The organism is Streptomyces sp. NPDC018019 (genome assembly GCF_044327805.1).
GTDB lineage: Bacteria > Actinomycetota > Actinomycetes > Streptomycetales > Streptomycetaceae > Streptomyces.
On sequence record NZ_JBIRGD010000001.1, the window covers coordinates 282577 to 297602 of the forward strand.

Sequence of the window (15026 nt, forward strand, 5' to 3'; positions counted from 1 at the left end):
AGCGTGACCGTCATGAAAATGCCTCCAACACCACCGCCCCACCCCCGCTCCCAGCTCTCCCTCGGTGGGCGTCGTCTGTCCTTCCTTGACTTCGGGCCTGCTGATGGGCGGCCCCTTCTTGCTCTGCATGGGCATTTCTCCGAAGGGGGCGGGTTCGCCGCGCTGGCTGCCGTGCTTGGCCCGGAGTGGCGGGTGATCGCGCCCGATCAGCGTGGGCACGGTGAGTCCGGGCGCGCCGCGGAGTACTCCCGCGAGGGGTATGTCGCCGATGCCGTGGCGTTGCTCGATCACCTCGGACTGCCGTCCGCCGTCGTCCTCGGGCACTCCATGGGCGGCAAGAACGCGTACCACCTCGCCGCCCGGCACCCCGGCCGGGTGCGTGCGCTCATCAACGTGGATGACCCCGTGGTCATCACGGACACCGGGCCGAGCTCGATCGCCTTCTGTCTCGGCTGGCCGCGGGAGGCGCCGACCCGGGAGGCGCTGCTCGGCCGGGTGGGCGAGGCGGCGCCGCTGCTCGCCGACTGGCTGCGGCAACAGCCGGACGGCAGCTGGCGGTTGCCGTTCGTGCCGGAGGACATCGTCGCCTCCGACCTGGGCGTACGGGGTGATCACTGGGCGGCCTGGCTGGGCAGCGACTGCCCGGCCCTGCTGGTCCACGGCCGGACGAGCTTCCTGTTGTCCCCGGAGCTGGCCCGGGAGATGGCCGAGCGCCGGCCGCGTACCCGGCGGGTCGAGCTGGACGCCGGGCATTTCATCCCGACCGAGGACCCGGAGGGGCTGGCCGCGGCCGTACGGGAATTCCTGGGCACGCTCGGGTGAGCGGGCCTGGCTGCCCCTTCTCCGCAGGAGCATAGTGGACAAGCGAGGGCAATTCTCCATAGGGTAAAGAAATGGCAAACTTCGTTGAATGTATAACCGATCCGTCCGTCGCCGGTGAGCTGTGGAGCGGCGACCGCACCGTCGCCGTCTTCGCCGCACGCCCGCAGGGGGCCGTCGAAGGCTCCGTCGCGCTGCTGGATCTGGGTGCCCCCGATGCCGCCCTGCGCTTCGTCGCCGTCCTCAACTGCGATGCGGAGGAGCTTTTGGTGCCCCTGCTGCGGGAGGCGGCGGACGTGGCCCGCAAGGCAGGTGGCACGGCGCTGCGGTGGATCACGGAGGAGGACACGAGCCCCGGCAAGCCCGCGGTGGAGCTGGGTGCCCTGGAGAGCGGCGAGGTCTACCGCTGGTGGCAGCGCGACATGCCGGCCGGCGTCCCCGTCGGGGACGCGGCGGTGCGGCGGCTTCCCGTCGAGGACGAGGACGTGGCGTTCCGTATCGGTACGGACGAAGCCCGGTACGACGTCGAGCTGGCCGGTGACCAGGCCCACCTGGTCCACGACCGGGAAGACGACAGCACCGCCGACGCGCTCACCGCCCTCACCGCCGCCACGCTGCACGCCCTCGACACCGACCACCCCGGCATCCGTGTCGCCGAGGTCAACGCGGCACCCGATGACGAAGAACTCCACGAAGCGCTGCGTCGGTTGGGCTTCGCGCCGACGTCCTCGCGTGCGGTCGAGTACACCCTGGCGTTCGGGTAGGCGGTCGTCCCCGGCGGTCGTCGGCCTTGCCCTGCTCCCGGCCTAACCTCGGCCCAGCACCAGCGTCCCCGACGAGCAGAACCAGCCCCCCGTCCCCGAGGCCACGGCCAGCTCCGGCAGGTGGCCGTCCGAGCGGTGGACCTGGCGGTCCGGGCCCGCCTCGCCGCGTAGCTGGCGTGCCGCCTCGACCAGGAGGAACAGGCCGCGCATGCCGGGGTGGCAGGCGGCCAGGCCGCCGCCGTCGGTATTGACGGGGAGGGCGCCGTCCCGCAGCAGCCGGCCCTTCTCCACGAAGGCGCCGCCTTCGCCCTTCGCGCAGAAGCCGAGGTCTTCCAGGGTCACGAGGGTCATGTAGGTGAAGGCGTCGTAGATCTGGGCCACGTCGATCTCCGACGGGCGGACCCCGGCCCGTTCGAAGGCGAGGCGGCCGGAGGCGGCGGCGGGGGAGACGGTGAAGTCGTCCCACGCGGACATCGCGGAGTGCGATACGGCGGTGCCCGCGCCCAGCACCCAGACCGGGCGTTTGGCCAGGTCGCGTACGTAGTCCTCGGCGACCAGGAGGACCGCGCAGCCGCCGTCCGAGCGGATGCAGCAGTGCAGCTTGGTGAAGGGATCGGCGATGACCGGGCCGGACAGGACGTCGTCGACCGTGACCGGAGTGCGGTACATGGCATCGGGGTTGGCGGCCGCGTTCGCGCGCGCTTGGACGGCGACCTCCGCCAGCTGTTCCAGGGTGGTGCCGTGCTGGTGCATGTGGCGGCGGGCGGCCATCGCGTACTTGGCGATGAGTGTGTGGCCGTACGGCACCTCGTACTGGAGCGGTCCGCGGGCGCCGAAGGAAAGGTTCGCGGTGCGACGGCCGGCCTTGAGGTCCGCGCGCGCTGTCGATCCGTACGCCAGGAGGACCGCGCGCGCGTGTCCGGCAGCGATGGCGTCCACGGCGTGTGCGGCCATCACCTCCCAGGTGGCGCCGCCCACCGAGGTGGAGTCCACCCAGGCGGGACGTAACCCCAGGTACTCCGCGACCTCCACCGGCGCGAGCGTGCCGAGCCCGGCCGAGGCGAAACCGTCGACCAGCGAGCGGTCCAGGCCGGAGTCGGCCAGTGCGCGGCGGGCGGCCTGGGCGTGCAGGGCGTACGGGGTGGCGTCGTCCACGCGTCCGCAGTCGGAGAGGGCGATACCGGCGATGACGACCTTGCGGGGGGATGTGCGGGAGGGGGTGCTGCGGGTCCCTGTCGGCATAAAACTGACGGTACATCAGGTCGGTGGGTCGTCGGCAGGTGTGGCGGGCGGGTACGTAAAGCTGGTGGCGAGCACGGTGGGCGCGCGAGGCTGGGAAATGACAGCGTCCGTACCTAGTATGACGGGCCGTCAGGTCGGCGTACCGGGTGTGTTCCCGTGGACGCCGCCGTGCCGGGCCACGTTGCCGAACGGTCGGGAGGAGCCCGCCGATGGATGCCGCGTTCACCGAGGAGCAGCACGAGATCCGCCGTACGCTGCGTGAACTGCTCCAGAAGCGCTGCGGCCCCGACGAGGTCAAGGCCGCCGCCCGTACCCCGGCGGGGTACGACGCCGCCCTGTGGCGGCAGCTCGCGCAGCAGCTGGGGCTGCCGGGATTGGCACTGCCCACCGCGTACGGCGGGGTCGGCTGCGGGCCCACCGAATTGGCGCTGGCCTGCGAGGAGACCGGGCGGGCGCTGCTGCCCTCGCCGCTGTTGCCCACCGCCCTCCTCGTGGCGCCGCTGGTGCTGGCGCTGGGGACGGAGCGGCAGCGTACGGAGCTGCTGCCCGCCCTCGCGGCGGGCGAGCTGACCGCCGCCCTCGCCGTGCCGGGCGGACGGCTGGCCACCGCCCTCGCCCTCACCGGCCGCAACGACGGGACCTGGGCGGGCGGCGGCCGGGCAGGCGGCATCCAGGCGCGGCGCTCCGCGGCGGGCCACGCCACGGCGAACGGTGCGGCTGGGGGAGGCGGGCCGGAGGGGGTCTGGCGGTTGTACGGCGAGGCCACGCAGGTGCTCGGCGGGCACAGCGCGGAATTGCTCCTGGTGGCCGCCCGTACGGGCGGCTACGCGCGCGGGCGCACGCTGCTCTTCGTCGTACGGGGCGACGCTCCCGGCCTCGTACGGACCCGGCAGACGGTGATGGACGAGACCCGGCCGCTCGCACGTGTCCAACTGCGCGAGGTGCGCGGAACGTTGTTGGGGGAGGAGGCTTCGGAGCAGGTGGCGCGTGCCCTCGCGCGGGTGGGGGCCGGTGCCGCTGCGGCCCTGGCCGCGGAGGCGGTGGGTGCGGCGGACGCGGCACTTGTGCGGACCGTCGAGTACGTGCGGGCGCGGGAACAGTTCGGGCGGCCCATCGGGTCGTTCCAGGCCGTCCAGCACCGGCTGGCGGACCTGTACGTACAAGTACAGGCGGCCCGGTCCGCCGCCTACTACGCGGCGTGGGCGGCGGATGCCCCGGCTGCGGACGCCGATCCCTGCGCACCGGGCCTCGCGCTCGCGCAAGCGCTGGAAACTCTGCGTGCGGTGGCCGGTGAGGCCATCCAGCTGCACGGCGGCATCGGTTTCACCTGGGAACACGACGCGCACCTCACCTTCAAGCGCGCGGCCTGCGACGAGCTGCTGCTGGGACCCGTGCACCGGCTGCGGGCCCATGCTGCCGAGGTGGCGGGCCTGTTCCGGACCGACGGGCGAACGGCGGTCCCGGCGTGAGGGCGGCCGACGGGGTGAACGGGAAGGGGCTCGGCAGACGGCTGGTGCAGAAGGTGTCCGCCACCCGGACGTTCGCGCGGGTGGCACCATGCGTCGTGCCCGCGCTGGACCGTACGGTGCACCGGCTCACCGGTGGCAAGGTGCTGCCCAGCGCGCGGATGCTGCCCGGAGTGATCCTGACGGCGGCGGGCGCCCGGACGGGGCTGCCGCGGCGAACACCCCTGGCGTGCCTGCCCGAGGACTCCGGCACGTGGCTCCTGATCGGCAGCAACTTCGGCCGCACCGGGCATCCCGCCTGGACGGCCAACCTGCTGAAGAACCCGGAGGCCGAGATCAGTTGGCGCGGCCGGGACATCCCCGTACGGGCGCGATTGCTGACCGGCGACGAGCGGGCGGCGGCCTGGGCGGCGGTGCTGGACTTCTGGCCGCCGTACGCCGCGTACCAGGCGCGGGTCACCCGGCAGATCCGGATCTTCCGGCTGGAATCGCGGCCGTAGCGCGGCGGGGGCCCGGACGCACACAGCGGGTGCCGACCGCCCCGGAAGGGCGGCCAACACCCGCTGGGCCGGACAGCTATGGCAGGACGAGCGCGAGCGGAGAAGGGTGTTCCGTGAGCCGCATTCCGTGAATCCCCCGAGTTTCCTGAATCATCTGGTTCCCCTGGAATACCTGGATTACCTGGGTCGCCCGGCTTCCCTGGGGCGCCTGGTTCCCCTGAACTCCCTGGATTCCCGGAATGGTGCCCGGACGGACCGGGCTATTTCGTGGGCTTCTTCCCGGTGACACCGAGATGGACCAGGAGTGCCAGGTTCGGCTTCAGCTCCTGCTGCTTGACGCCCCAGCTCGTGAAACCCTTCTGATGGGCGGCGACCGCCGCCAGCATGGCGACGATCGAACCGGCCATCGCGGCCGCGCTGACGTCCTTGTCGACCTTTCCCTTGCTCTGGAGCTCCTTGATGGAATCCGTAAGGGAGTTGGTGACGGCGTTCAGAATCTTCATGCGGATCTTGTAGAACCGTTTGTCGCCCTCGGCGGCACCGAGGTCGACGACGCGCAGGATCGCGTCGTTGCGGCGCCAGAAGGAGAGGAATCCCTCGACGAGTTCCTCGGCCGCCTGCCGGCCGGACCGGCCCGCCCAGGAGCGCCCGGCCACCAGCTCGGTCAGGCCGGCGCCCTCCTTGGCCATCTCCTCGGCGATTTCCAGCACCGCGCCCTCGACATCGGGGAAGTACTGGTAGAACGTCGCGGGCGAAGTGCCCGCCTTGCGGGCCACATCGATGACCTTGACGTCTCTGTACGGGGACGAACTGAGCATGTCGCTGAGGCAGTCGAGCAGCTTCTGCCGGGTCGCCTGTCCGCGGCGCCCGGCGACTCTGCCGTCGACGGTTCGAACTTGTCCTGTCATGCCGTCAGCTTACCGAGGGGTGATCGGAGCGCGATTTGGCTGCCTGCAAATGGGGAAGCGGGAGTTCGGCCGCGGCGGCCCCGGCCGATCCCCGGTCTCCGGCCTCGGTAGCGGCCCGGAGCGGGGTCACGGGCGGCTTGGCCCGAACAAGTGAATCATCTTATCAACAGGCTGTGGACAACTTATCCGCACCGGTGGACGAAGACCCCAGGGATGTACGGCGCCCGTACAGATCCGTACGGCGGTCGTATCGCGGGTCATTTACCGGACGATGAGAATTGTCCGGTAATGAGCGTGATCGCAGAGAATTGACTAAATGTTCGATTACTCTGCGGGCGCCATGCTTGATCCAGGGCTACTTTGTCCCCATGACTGCATTCGCGGCAGGCGCCCCCTGCTGGGCCGATGTCATGCTCCCCGATCTGGAAGCGGGCAAGCGATTCTACGGGGAGCTGTTCGGCTGGACCTTCTCCGCGGGCGCCGCCGAGCACGGCAACTACACCGAGGCGTACAAGGACGGCAGGGCCGCCGCCGGACTCATGCCGAAGCAGGACGGCCGGATGCCCACCGCGTGGAACGTGTACTTCGCGACCCCGGACGCGGCCCGGACCAGCGCCCGGGTCCTGGAAGCGGGCGGTGTGATCGTCTCGGAGGCCGCGCCCGTCGGCGACTTGGGCACCATGCTGGTCGCCGCCGACCCCACGGGTGCCGTCTTCAGCGTCTGGCAGGCCGGCAGCCACCCGGGCTTCGAGGTGACGGGCGAACCCGGCACGTACGTCCGGACGCGTCTGAACACCCGCGACCCGGAGCGGGCCGACGCCTTCTACGGCGCGGTCCTCGGCTTCGAGCCGGTGGCCGGCGGCCCGGCGGCGGACGAGCGCTTCCGCCCCTGGCGGCTCGCCGGCCAGGAGACGGAGATCGGCGGCCGGGCCCTGATGGACGACGGCGTCCCCGCCGAGATGCCGTCGCACTTCACCGTCTGCTTCCTCGTCGCCGAGATGGACGAAGCCGTACGGACCACCACCCGGCTGGGCGGCAGGGTCACCGTGGCACCGGCCGCTACTCCAGGCGGGCCCTTTGCGGTGCTCACCGACAACCAGGGAGCCGGCTTCGGCGTCCTGTCCACCGAATAGGCAACCGGCCCGGCGGGGCGGGCGACCGCACAGCACCCGCGGGCCGGTACCGGCACCCGCTGTCGGGCCGCGGACGGCGCGGCCCGGCAGCGGGCCCGCAGGGGACCGCCCGGACGGGCGGGGCGGTGCGGTGACCGGGAGTACGGCACAGTGGTACGACCGCTGCGCGACGGCACGGACCCAGGTGCCGGGGCGCCGGACAGACACGGGGACGGGACAGCATGACCGGAACGGACAGCAGGCTCGGCGGACGGCCGCCGCGGTACGCGCGGTGGCGCGCGGCGGGACCCGCGGGCGGTCCCGGGCACGCCGGTGACGCGGGGAGCCGCACGGGCGGCCGGACGCTGCCGGGCATACCCGCGGGCGCGCGGACCGTGTGACGGCGGGTCCGCGGCACGCCGTACCGATGCCGTTCGTCCGGGCCGTGTTCGAGGCGGCCCCGGAGGTCCGCGCCGGTACGCGGGAACGCCCGTACGCAGGGGACCGTCACGACATGTGACGGCGGCGCTGCGTACCGCACGAGCGCGTCGGGACACGACGGGACCGGCCCCGGGTTCGCAACCGTGGGCCCGGCCAGGAAGAATCAGCACGCGTACGGCCGAATCGGCCAGGCGGTGAGACGCTGCACGGGGCAGTGGCTCTCGGCGGCCACTGGCTTTTGAGAGTCTCTTTTACGCCCCACGGGGAGGTGGCAGGCAAGTGGTGGAGCAGCTGACACAGCTGACGCAGCACGATCCCCGGCGGATCGGCCCGTTCGAGGTGCTCGGCCGGCTCGGAGCCGGCGGCATGGGGCTGGTCTACCTCGCGCGCTCGGCGTCCGGCCGGCGCGTCGCGATCAAGACGGTGCGTACGGAACTCGCCGAGGACCAGCTGTTCCGGGTCCGCTTCACGCGCGAGGTCGAGGCGGCCCGCGCGGTCAGCGGCTTCTACACCGCGGCGGTGGTGGACGCCGACCCCCGGGCGGCGGTGCCGTGGCTGGCGACCGCGTACGTGCCCGCGCCCTCCCTGGAGGAAATAGTCAATGAGTGCGGGCCGTTGCCGGCCCAGGCGGTGCGCTGGCTCGCGGCCGGCATCGCCGAGGCGCTGCAGTCCATCCACGGCGCGGGCCTGGTCCACCGGGACCTGAAGCCGTCCAACGTGCTGGTCGTCGAGGACGGCCCGCGCGTCATCGACTTCGGTATCGCCAGCGGCGTCTCCAACACCCGCCTGACCATGACGAACGTGGCCGTCGGCACCCCGGCGTACATGTCGCCCGAACAGGCCCGCGACTCCCGCAGCGTCACCGGCGCCTCCGATGTCTTCTCGCTCGGCTCCACCCTGGTCTTCGCCGCCACCGGACACGCCCCCTTCCACGGCGCCAACCCGGTCGAGACGGTCTTCATGCTGCTGCGCGAGGGCCCGGACCTGGCCGGGCTGCCGGACGAGCTGCGGCCGCTGATCGAGTCCTGCATGCAGATGGAGGCGTCCGGCCGGCCCACCCCCGCCGACCTCCAGTCCCAGCTCGCGCCGCACCTGTTCGGCTCCGGCAGCGACGACAGCGGCACCGCCTCGGCCTGGCTGCCGGCCGGCGCGGTCGCGCTCATCGAGGGGCGGCGCGGCGGGCGCCAGGCCGCGCCGAAGGCCGCCGCGGCGCGGGGCGGCTCCGGGCAGGCCCGCGCCGCGCGGCAGCCCGTACCGCAGTCGCCGCCGCCCGCCCAGCCACCGCCACCGCGCCCGCGCAACGCCCCGGCCGCCGCCGTGGCGCAGGCCGGCGGCGGCGTGGCCGCGCCCGCGGCGGAGCCCGGCTGGGCCGGGGGCGCGGGCGTCGGGCCCGGTGCCCGCCGGGGTGCCGATCCGCGTGGCGCCGCGCCGCTGCCGCAGTCCGCGCCCGCCGGGCCGGTGGCCGCCGCACCACCGGTCTCCCAGGCCCCGCAGGTGTCTTCCGCCCCGCCGGTCTCCGCGGCCCCGCCCGTACCGGCGCGGCCTGCGGACGCCGACGTTCCGGACGGCTCCGTGCGCCTCGCCGGCACCTCGGCACCGATAGGCCCCGGCCCCCGCGCCGCGGACGGCCGGGAGCCGCAGCCGCACGCCCAGGCCCCCGCGACGGACTGGGTCCGGCCGCCCGCCGGCGCACCGGCCGGCGGCCCCGCCCAGGGCGGCCACGACAGCGATCCGGGCGCGCCCCTCCCGCAGCAGGGCGGCGCACCGGCCCCCGGCCCCGGGCAGCCTCCCGCGGGGGCTCCCGGCGGCGCGGCACCGGCCCGCTGGCGCCCGTGGCGCTTTCGCATGTCCAACGACGTGTGGGGCACCCCCACGGTCGCCGGCGACCTGCTGTACGTGACCTCCTTCGAGGTGCACGCCCTCGATGTGGCCAGCGGGCGGCGGCAGTTCAAGACCCGTGACGTCGCCTGGACCATGGCCGTCGCGGACGGCCGGATCCACGCCTCGGACGGCCCGAGCCTGTACGCGCTCGACGCGGCCGACGGCAGCGAGCGCTGGCGGCTGGGCAGCGACGGCTGGATCTACGCCCTCCAGGCGGACCGGGGCACGGTCGTCACCGGCACCCGGGGCGGCGGTGTCCAGGCGTGGGAGGCCGCCACCGGCGAACGGCTGTGGGAGACCGGCGGCGTCCAGACCGACTTCGAGACCGCGGACCTGGGCCCGGTCGTGCACGAGGGCACGGTCTTCGTCTGGGCCGACGGGCGGCTGAAGGCCCTGGAGGCCCGGACCGGCGCCGAGCGCTGGTCGTACCCGGTCGGCGACGCGGCCTCCTGCGGCGGGGTCCCGGTCCGGCTGCTGCCCGCCCCGGACGGCGCGGTGTACGTCACCGCCGGCCCGCGGGTGCTGGCCATCGACATCGCGCGCGGCGAGGTGCGCTGGCACTTCGAGGCGCCCGCGGCGTTCCTGAGCCGGCCCGCGTACGCGCCCGGCCCCGCGGTCACCGGTGGCGGCATCTACCTGGCCGACTACCTCGGCACGGTCTACGCCCTCGACGCGGCCGACGGCCGGGACCGCTGGCGCATCGCCACCGAGGCGCGGCAGTCCACCGAGCCGGTGCTGGTCGCGGACGGCGCCGTCCACCTCGGCAGCGGCAAGGCGCTCTACACCCTCGATGCCGTCACCGGCACGCCCCGCTGGCGCTTCCAGGCGGGCGGCGAGGTGATCGGCGCGCCCGTCGTGGCGGACGGCCGGGTGCACTTCGGCTCCGCCGACCACTGCCTGTACACCCTCGACGCGATGGGCGGCCAGCTGCGCTGGAAGCTGGCCACCGGCGGTGAGATCACCGGCACGCCGGTGGCCGCCGGGGGCGTCGTCTACGCGTGCAGCAAGGACCGGTGCGTGTACGCGCTGGACGCGGCGAAGGGGACGGGGCTGGCCCGCCGGACGTGACGGGCCCGCCCTCAGATGTCGTCCCTCCTGATGGGCCGCGTCTCGTCGTCGGTCCGGGGCGGGCCGGTCCTTCCGATGGGCCGCGTCTCGTCGTCGGGCCGGGGCGGGCCGGTCCTTCCGATGGGCCGCGTCTCGTCGTCGGGCCGGGCCGTATCGGGCTTCCCGAAAGGCCGCGTCCCGTCGTGCGGCCGGTCCGGGTCGCCCGGCCGGGGCGGCTGTCCCGGGTCGTCCGAGGCGGGCGGCATCCGGACGGCCCTGGTGGGCTGGTCGTCGGCGGACTGCTGCCCGGCCTCCGGAGGTGGGTGTCCGGCGCCCGGCCACCGTACGGGCGGCTGGTGATGGGGCGTCGGGGGCGTCGGGGGCGGCGGCGCACCGTGCGCGGGCACGCCCTGCGGCGGTGTGTCACCCGCCCGGATCGGACCGGGTTCCCACTCGGGGCCGGGCGCCGCGTACGGCTGCGGCTCGCCGTACCGGTCGTCGAAGTCCGCGTCCCGGCGCCGGGCGCGCACACCGCGGCGCCCGCTCATCACCAGCGCCGCCAGCCACAGCACCGCGCCGCCGCCGAGCGCGCTCGCCACCCCGATGCCCAGACCCTGGTCCGCGTTCTCGCCCACCGTCAGGCTGCCCGCGGCCTGGCCCTGGCGGACCATCCACAGGATCGTGAAGCCGAGCACCACCGCGCCCGCCACGAAGACGAGCAGGCGTGAGCGGAGCAGGATGCCGAACAGGGCCACCAGCGCGGCGAAGAGCATCGGCAGCAGCACCGAGCCGAACAGCTCGGCCTTCTCACCGCCGATGCCCTGGAAAAGGTCCTCGATACGGATGTCACGTCCGTGACGGCCGTCGTACCAGGCACGGAAGGGGCTCCAGACGGCGGCCGCCGCTCCGATGAGGGCCAGCACGGATCCGAGTACGTTGCGCACCACAGGCGTCGCCTCTCCGGTCGCTGATTCGTCCCGTTTCCCTCTGTAAACGACGCTACGCCCGACTGCCCGCGGGCGCCAGAGCTGCGCGTTTTACCTGGTCAGGGAGAGATTTTGGGGAAGGCGTGGAGGTTGCTAGTCTGCCGTGCACTCGTCAAGAACACATAAGGACGGGTGGAGCGCCGCGCGTGCGGCGCGGTATTTCCAACGGGGTCAACGGGGGCACAACAACATGAAGTTCCGGCATGTCCGCACGGTCGCCGCGGCCGGGGTGGTGCTGGTCGCGCTGACCGGTGCCCGCCACTCGCACGGCGGCGGGTGCGGCAGCAGTCACAGCGGCTCCAGCGGCGGCAGCAGCACGAGCGGCGGCTACGAGGCGAGCACCGGCGGCAGCGGCAGCACCAGCGGCGGCTACGACGGCGGCACGAGCACCGGCGGCAGCTCCACGAGCGGCAGCACGTCCGGCGGCAGCACCTCCGGCTACACCACCGGCGGCACCGGCAGCAGCCGCAGTGCCATGGGCGACATCAAGATCAACGGATGCCGGTACAACGGGGCCGGCAGCGTCAAGACCACGGTCAGCGCCACCAACAGCTCGTCGAGCACCAAGTACACCTACCTGCTGACGGTGAAGTTCACCGCGCCGGGCGGCAGGGACCTCGGCACCCGCCACCCGAGCATCCCGTACGTGCTGCCGGGCCGCACCGACTCGACCGACGTCATCCAGTACGTGCCGTCCGACGCGGCCACCAGCGGCACGTACCGCTGCTCGGTCACCGACGTCCAGCGCACCCCGCTGTCCTGATGAGCGCCCAGGGACGCCGGATCGGCCGGGCCGCCGTCGCGGCCGGCCTGGTCGCCGCCACCGGACTCGGGGTGGCCGGCTGCGGAGCGCTGCTGCCCGGCGGCCACCGCAGGCTGCCACCGCCGCCGATGCCCAGCGGCTACAGCTACGCGCCGTCGCCGTCGTACTCCCCGCCGTCGTACTCGTACTCGCCGTCACCGACGCCGGAGGAGACCTACGACCCGGACGGCCGCTCGGACGCGCGCGGCAACAACTGCCGCTACGACCAGTCCACCCGCCGCCTCGAATACACGGTCTCGGTGACCAACCCGTCGCTGACCAAGACCTTCAAGTACGAGATGGCGGTCAACTGGATGAAGGCGCGGCCCGCCGACGGCACGGCGTTCGGGCTGCACCAGCGCAGCGTCGTCGTGCGGCCGGGCCAGACCGAGACGTACACCGCCACCTACAGCTACACCAACACCTCGACACGGGAACTGTGGTTCCAGTGCGAGATCCGCAGGGCGCGCAAGTCGGAGCTGTGACCGGCCGCCCGGGGTGCGGGCGGCCCCGGGCGTCACCGGACCCGGAAGTCCCGGGAGCGGGCCGCGAACAGCCCGGCCTGCTCCTCCGGCGGCAGGCTGCCCAGCGCGATCAGCTGCGGGGCGTGGGCCAGCGCCTGCGCCCGCGCGGCCTCCCGCGCCGCCCACAGGGCCCGTACGGTGCCCTGCACCGCCCCGGTCGGCTGCGCGGCGAGCACCGCGGCGGCGCGCCGGGCCGCGGCCACCGCGCCGCCCGGCGGCGTCAGCTCCGAGACCAGGCCCGTCTCGTAGGCGCGGCGGGCGCCCAGCCGTTCCGCCGTGCCCATCAGGGCCAGCCGCGCGGCCTCGCCGTACGGCATGCGCTGTGCCATGAACACCGGCTCGTACGCGCTGACCATCCCGTACGACGTATGCGGGTCGAAGAACGTGGCCTCCTCGGAGGCGACCAGGAACTCGCACTCGCCCAGCAGGTAGAACGCCCCGCCGCAGGCCATCCCCTCGACGGCCGCCACGACCGGCTTCCACAGGTCGTTCGCCTTCGGCCCGATGGTGAGCAGGGGATCGTCGAGCGAGTACGGGGAGGACGGCTGCGGTACGGCGGCGGAACGGTCGATACCGGTGCAGAACGCCTTGTCCCCGGCGCCGGTCAGGACGACGGCACGTACCTCGTCGTCGGAGCGGAACCCGCGCCACACAGACGCGAGCCGGCCGGCCGTCTCCAGGTCGATGGCGTTGTGGCGGCCGGGCCGGTCGAGGGTGACCAGGGCGACGCCGTCCGCCGCCGTCGCCACGCGTACGGAGGGCGCGGTCACGGCCGCTCCAGCAGCCAGCGCGGCACGGTCACACCCGGCGCCTGCTCGTGGAAGGCGGCCTTGACCGGGGCGCCGATCCGGATTCGCGCCGGATCGACGGAGTCCAGTGGCGCGTCCGGGGCGGTGACCAGGTTGCCGACCAGGCGGATGCGCGGGGCGTCGGCCAGCTCCACCACGATGACGTTGTACGGGGCGAGCGCGGCGTAGGCGGGCAGCAGCGGCGGGTGCGGCAGGACGTACGACCAGATCCGGCCGCGGCCGGACATCCGCTGCCAGCGGTCGTCGAAGGACCGGCAGTGCGGGCAGCAGGGGCGGGGCGGGAAGCGCAGCTCGCCGCAGGCGGCGCAGCCCTGGACGCGGAGTTCGCCACGGGCGGCGTACTCCCAGAAGGGGGCGCCGTCGTCGTCGGGGACGGGGAGGAGCAGGGCGCCGTCGTCGGGCGGGAGCGGGCCGGGGGCCGGACGCGGCTCGGGGGCGCTGTCAGTGGTCGCCGTCATGCTGGTGGACATGGAAACTCAACTCCTCAGCAGCAGGGCCGAAGTGGGGACCCCTTCCCCGGCCGTGACCAGGCAGGTGGCGGCGTCCGGGACCTGGGCGGTGCCGGTGCCGCGCAGTTGCCGCACGCCTTCGGTGATGAGGTTGAAGCCGTGGACGTACGCCTCGCTCAGCCCGCCGCCCGCGGTGTTCAGCGGCAGCCGGCCGCCGATCTCCAGGGCGCCGCCCTCGGTGAAGGCCGCGCCCTCACCGCGTGCGCAGAAGCCGTAGCCCTCCAGGGAGAGCGGGACCAGCGGGGTGAACGCGTCGTAGATCTGCGCGACGTCGATGTCCTCGGGGCCGAAGTCGGCCTGCTTCCACAGCTGCCGGGCGGCGGTCCAGGACGGTCCGGAGAGCGGGTCGTCGGTCCAGTAGTTGACCATGCCGTGGTGCTGGGCGGGCAGGCCCTGGGCGGCGGAGTGCACGTACACCGGGCGGTGGCGCAGGTCGCGGGCGCGCTCGGCGGCGACGACCACGCACGCGAGGGCGCCGTCGGTCTCCAGGCAGTTGTCGAAGAGGCACAGCGGCTCGCTGATCCAGCGGGCGGTCATGTACATCTCGCGGGTCAGCGGGCGCTCGTACATGATCGCGGCGGGGTTCTGGTTGGCGCGGTTGCGGCAGGCCAGGGCGACGTTGAAGAAGTGGTCGCGGGTGGCGCCGTATTCGTGCATGTAGCGCCGGGCGAGGATGCCGATCTCGTCGGCGGGGCGCAGCAGGCCGAAGGGACGGGTCCATTGGGCGGGAGTGGGCAGTTGTGCCGTGGTGTTGCGCCACGGGCGGGGCCCGGAACCGCGCTTGCGCGAGCGCCAGGCGACGCCGACGCTCGCCTGGCCGGTGGCGATGGCCGCCGCCAGGTGGGCCACGGTCGCGCACGAACCGCCGCCGCCGTAACCGGACTTGGCGAAGAAGGTGACGTCACCGGCTCCGATGGCCTTGGCGACCTCGACCTCGTCGGTCTCCTCCATGGTGTACGAGGCGAACGCGTCCACCTCGGACGGGGCGATCCCGGCGTCGTCCAGGGCCGCGACGATCGCCCGGCAGGCCAGCGTGCGTTCCGACTCGGGGAGCCGCTTGGCGAACGCCGTCTGGCCGATCCCGGCTATCGCCGCCGCGTCCTTGAGGGTCGCCCCCATTGCCACCTCCGTGGTCGGCCGTCCGTACGGGCCCCCGCGCGGCCGGCGCCGGCATCCGTGCTGACAGCGGAGGAGGCTACCGCTAACCTGACGGGTA

At 73.6% G+C, this 15026-nt stretch carries 14 protein-coding genes; 8 read left to right on the plus strand and 6 right to left on the minus strand.

The window, feature by feature from the left end:
* The first annotated feature begins 18 nt into the window (after positions 1 to 18).
* Positions 19 to 822 (plus strand): alpha/beta fold hydrolase, encoded by an 804-nt coding sequence (locus ACH4FX_RS01385; RefSeq protein WP_398474595.1) that lies wholly within the window; start codon positions 19 to 21, stop codon positions 820 to 822.
* 71 nt (positions 823 to 893) lie between these two features.
* Positions 894 to 1583, plus strand: a complete 690-nt coding sequence (locus tag ACH4FX_RS01390; RefSeq protein WP_398474129.1) for a hypothetical protein — start codon at positions 894 to 896, stop codon at positions 1581 to 1583.
* 42 nt (positions 1584 to 1625) lie between these two features.
* Here the strand turns inward: ACH4FX_RS01390 and ACH4FX_RS01395 are convergent, their stop codons facing one another.
* Positions 1626 to 2825, minus strand: coding sequence for a thiolase C-terminal domain-containing protein (locus ACH4FX_RS01395; protein WP_398474130.1), 1200 nt, complete (start codon positions 2823 to 2825; stop codon positions 1626 to 1628).
* A gap of 209 nt (positions 2826 to 3034) precedes the next feature.
* Between ACH4FX_RS01395 and ACH4FX_RS01400 the strand changes: the two genes are divergently transcribed.
* Positions 3035 to 4294: an acyl-CoA dehydrogenase family protein gene (locus tag ACH4FX_RS01400; protein WP_398474131.1), complete on the plus strand. Its 1260-nt coding sequence runs from the start codon at positions 3035 to 3037 to the stop codon at positions 4292 to 4294.
* Between the two features lie 14 nt (positions 4295 to 4308).
* Positions 4309 to 4791, plus strand: coding sequence for a nitroreductase family deazaflavin-dependent oxidoreductase (locus ACH4FX_RS01405; RefSeq protein WP_398474132.1), 483 nt, complete (start codon positions 4309 to 4311; stop codon positions 4789 to 4791).
* Between the two features lie 260 nt (positions 4792 to 5051).
* Here ACH4FX_RS01405 and ACH4FX_RS01410 read toward each other — a convergent pair whose 3' ends face one another.
* Complete coding sequence (locus tag ACH4FX_RS01410; protein ID WP_398474133.1) at positions 5052 to 5699, minus strand: TetR family transcriptional regulator; 648 nt, start codon at positions 5697 to 5699, stop codon at positions 5052 to 5054.
* Positions 5700 to 6067: 368 nt separating this feature from the next.
* Here ACH4FX_RS01410 and ACH4FX_RS01415 point away from each other — a divergent pair, with 368 nt between their 5' ends.
* On the plus strand, positions 6068 to 6832 hold the full coding sequence (locus ACH4FX_RS01415) for a VOC family protein (RefSeq protein ID WP_398474134.1): 765 nt from the start codon (positions 6068 to 6070) through the stop codon (positions 6830 to 6832).
* Positions 6833 to 7531: 699 nt separating this feature from the next.
* Positions 7532 to 10201: a serine/threonine-protein kinase gene (locus ACH4FX_RS01420; RefSeq protein ID WP_398474135.1), complete on the plus strand. Its 2670-nt coding sequence runs from the start codon at positions 7532 to 7534 to the stop codon at positions 10199 to 10201.
* An 11-nt stretch (positions 10202 to 10212) separates the two neighbouring features.
* Here the strand turns inward: ACH4FX_RS01420 and ACH4FX_RS01425 are convergent, their stop codons facing one another.
* Entirely contained in the window at positions 10213 to 11127 is a 915-nt protein-coding gene (locus ACH4FX_RS01425) for a hypothetical protein (protein WP_398474136.1), read from the minus strand.
* A 229-nt stretch (positions 11128 to 11356) separates the two neighbouring features.
* Here ACH4FX_RS01425 and ACH4FX_RS01430 point away from each other — a divergent pair, with 229 nt between their 5' ends.
* Complete coding sequence (locus ACH4FX_RS01430; RefSeq protein WP_398474137.1) at positions 11357 to 11929, plus strand: hypothetical protein; 573 nt, start codon at positions 11357 to 11359, stop codon at positions 11927 to 11929.
* On the plus strand, positions 11929 to 12453 hold the full coding sequence (locus tag ACH4FX_RS01435) for a hypothetical protein (RefSeq protein WP_398474138.1): 525 nt from the start codon (positions 11929 to 11931) through the stop codon (positions 12451 to 12453). The genes ACH4FX_RS01430 and ACH4FX_RS01435 overlap by 1 nt, the downstream gene beginning before the upstream one ends.
* Before the next feature lie 32 nt (positions 12454 to 12485).
* Here ACH4FX_RS01435 and ACH4FX_RS01440 read toward each other — a convergent pair whose 3' ends face one another.
* From ACH4FX_RS01440 to ACH4FX_RS01450, 3 genes are read right to left on the minus strand one after another with little or no spacing between them, the layout of a single operon-like run.
* Positions 12486 to 13262, minus strand: coding sequence for an enoyl-CoA hydratase/isomerase family protein (locus tag ACH4FX_RS01440; protein ID WP_398474139.1), 777 nt, complete (start codon positions 13260 to 13262; stop codon positions 12486 to 12488).
* Positions 13259 to 13771, minus strand: coding sequence for a Zn-ribbon domain-containing OB-fold protein (locus ACH4FX_RS01445; protein WP_398474140.1), 513 nt, complete (start codon positions 13769 to 13771; stop codon positions 13259 to 13261). Before ACH4FX_RS01445 ends, ACH4FX_RS01440 begins: the two co-directional genes overlap by 4 nt.
* A gap of 6 nt (positions 13772 to 13777) precedes the next feature.
* Positions 13778 to 14929: a lipid-transfer protein gene (locus tag ACH4FX_RS01450; RefSeq protein ID WP_398474141.1), complete on the minus strand. Its 1152-nt coding sequence runs from the start codon at positions 14927 to 14929 to the stop codon at positions 13778 to 13780.
* Between the last annotated feature and the right edge of the window lie 97 nt (positions 14930 to 15026).

What these genes read in the sequence shown, in the direction of transcription:
- ACH4FX_RS01410 (WP_398474133.1), bottom strand. Translation starts at nt 5,699, where the DNA reads ATGACAGGACAAGTTCGAACCGTCGACGGCAGAGTCGCCGGGCGCCGC.
- ACH4FX_RS01450 (WP_398474141.1), bottom strand. Translation starts at nt 14,929, where the DNA reads ATGGGGGCGACCCTCAAGGACGCGGCGGCGATAGCCGGGATCGGCCAG.
- ACH4FX_RS01435 (WP_398474138.1), top strand. Translation starts at nt 11,929, where the DNA reads ATGAGCGCCCAGGGACGCCGGATCGGCCGGGCCGCCGTCGCGGCCGGC.
- ACH4FX_RS01390 (WP_398474129.1), top strand. Translation starts at nt 894, where the DNA reads ATGGCAAACTTCGTTGAATGTATAACCGATCCGTCCGTCGCCGGTGAG.
- ACH4FX_RS01400 (WP_398474131.1), top strand. Translation starts at nt 3,035, where the DNA reads ATGGATGCCGCGTTCACCGAGGAGCAGCACGAGATCCGCCGTACGCTG.
- ACH4FX_RS01445 (WP_398474140.1), bottom strand. Translation starts at nt 13,771, where the DNA reads ATGTCCACCAGCATGACGGCGACCACTGACAGCGCCCCCGAGCCGCGT.
- ACH4FX_RS01430 (WP_398474137.1), top strand. Translation starts at nt 11,357, where the DNA reads ATGAAGTTCCGGCATGTCCGCACGGTCGCCGCGGCCGGGGTGGTGCTG.
- ACH4FX_RS01415 (WP_398474134.1), top strand. Translation starts at nt 6,068, where the DNA reads ATGACTGCATTCGCGGCAGGCGCCCCCTGCTGGGCCGATGTCATGCTC.
- ACH4FX_RS01385 (WP_398474595.1), top strand. Translation starts at nt 19, where the DNA reads ATGCCTCCAACACCACCGCCCCACCCCCGCTCCCAGCTCTCCCTCGGT.
- ACH4FX_RS01395 (WP_398474130.1), bottom strand. Translation starts at nt 2,825, where the DNA reads ATGCCGACAGGGACCCGCAGCACCCCCTCCCGCACATCCCCCCGCAAG.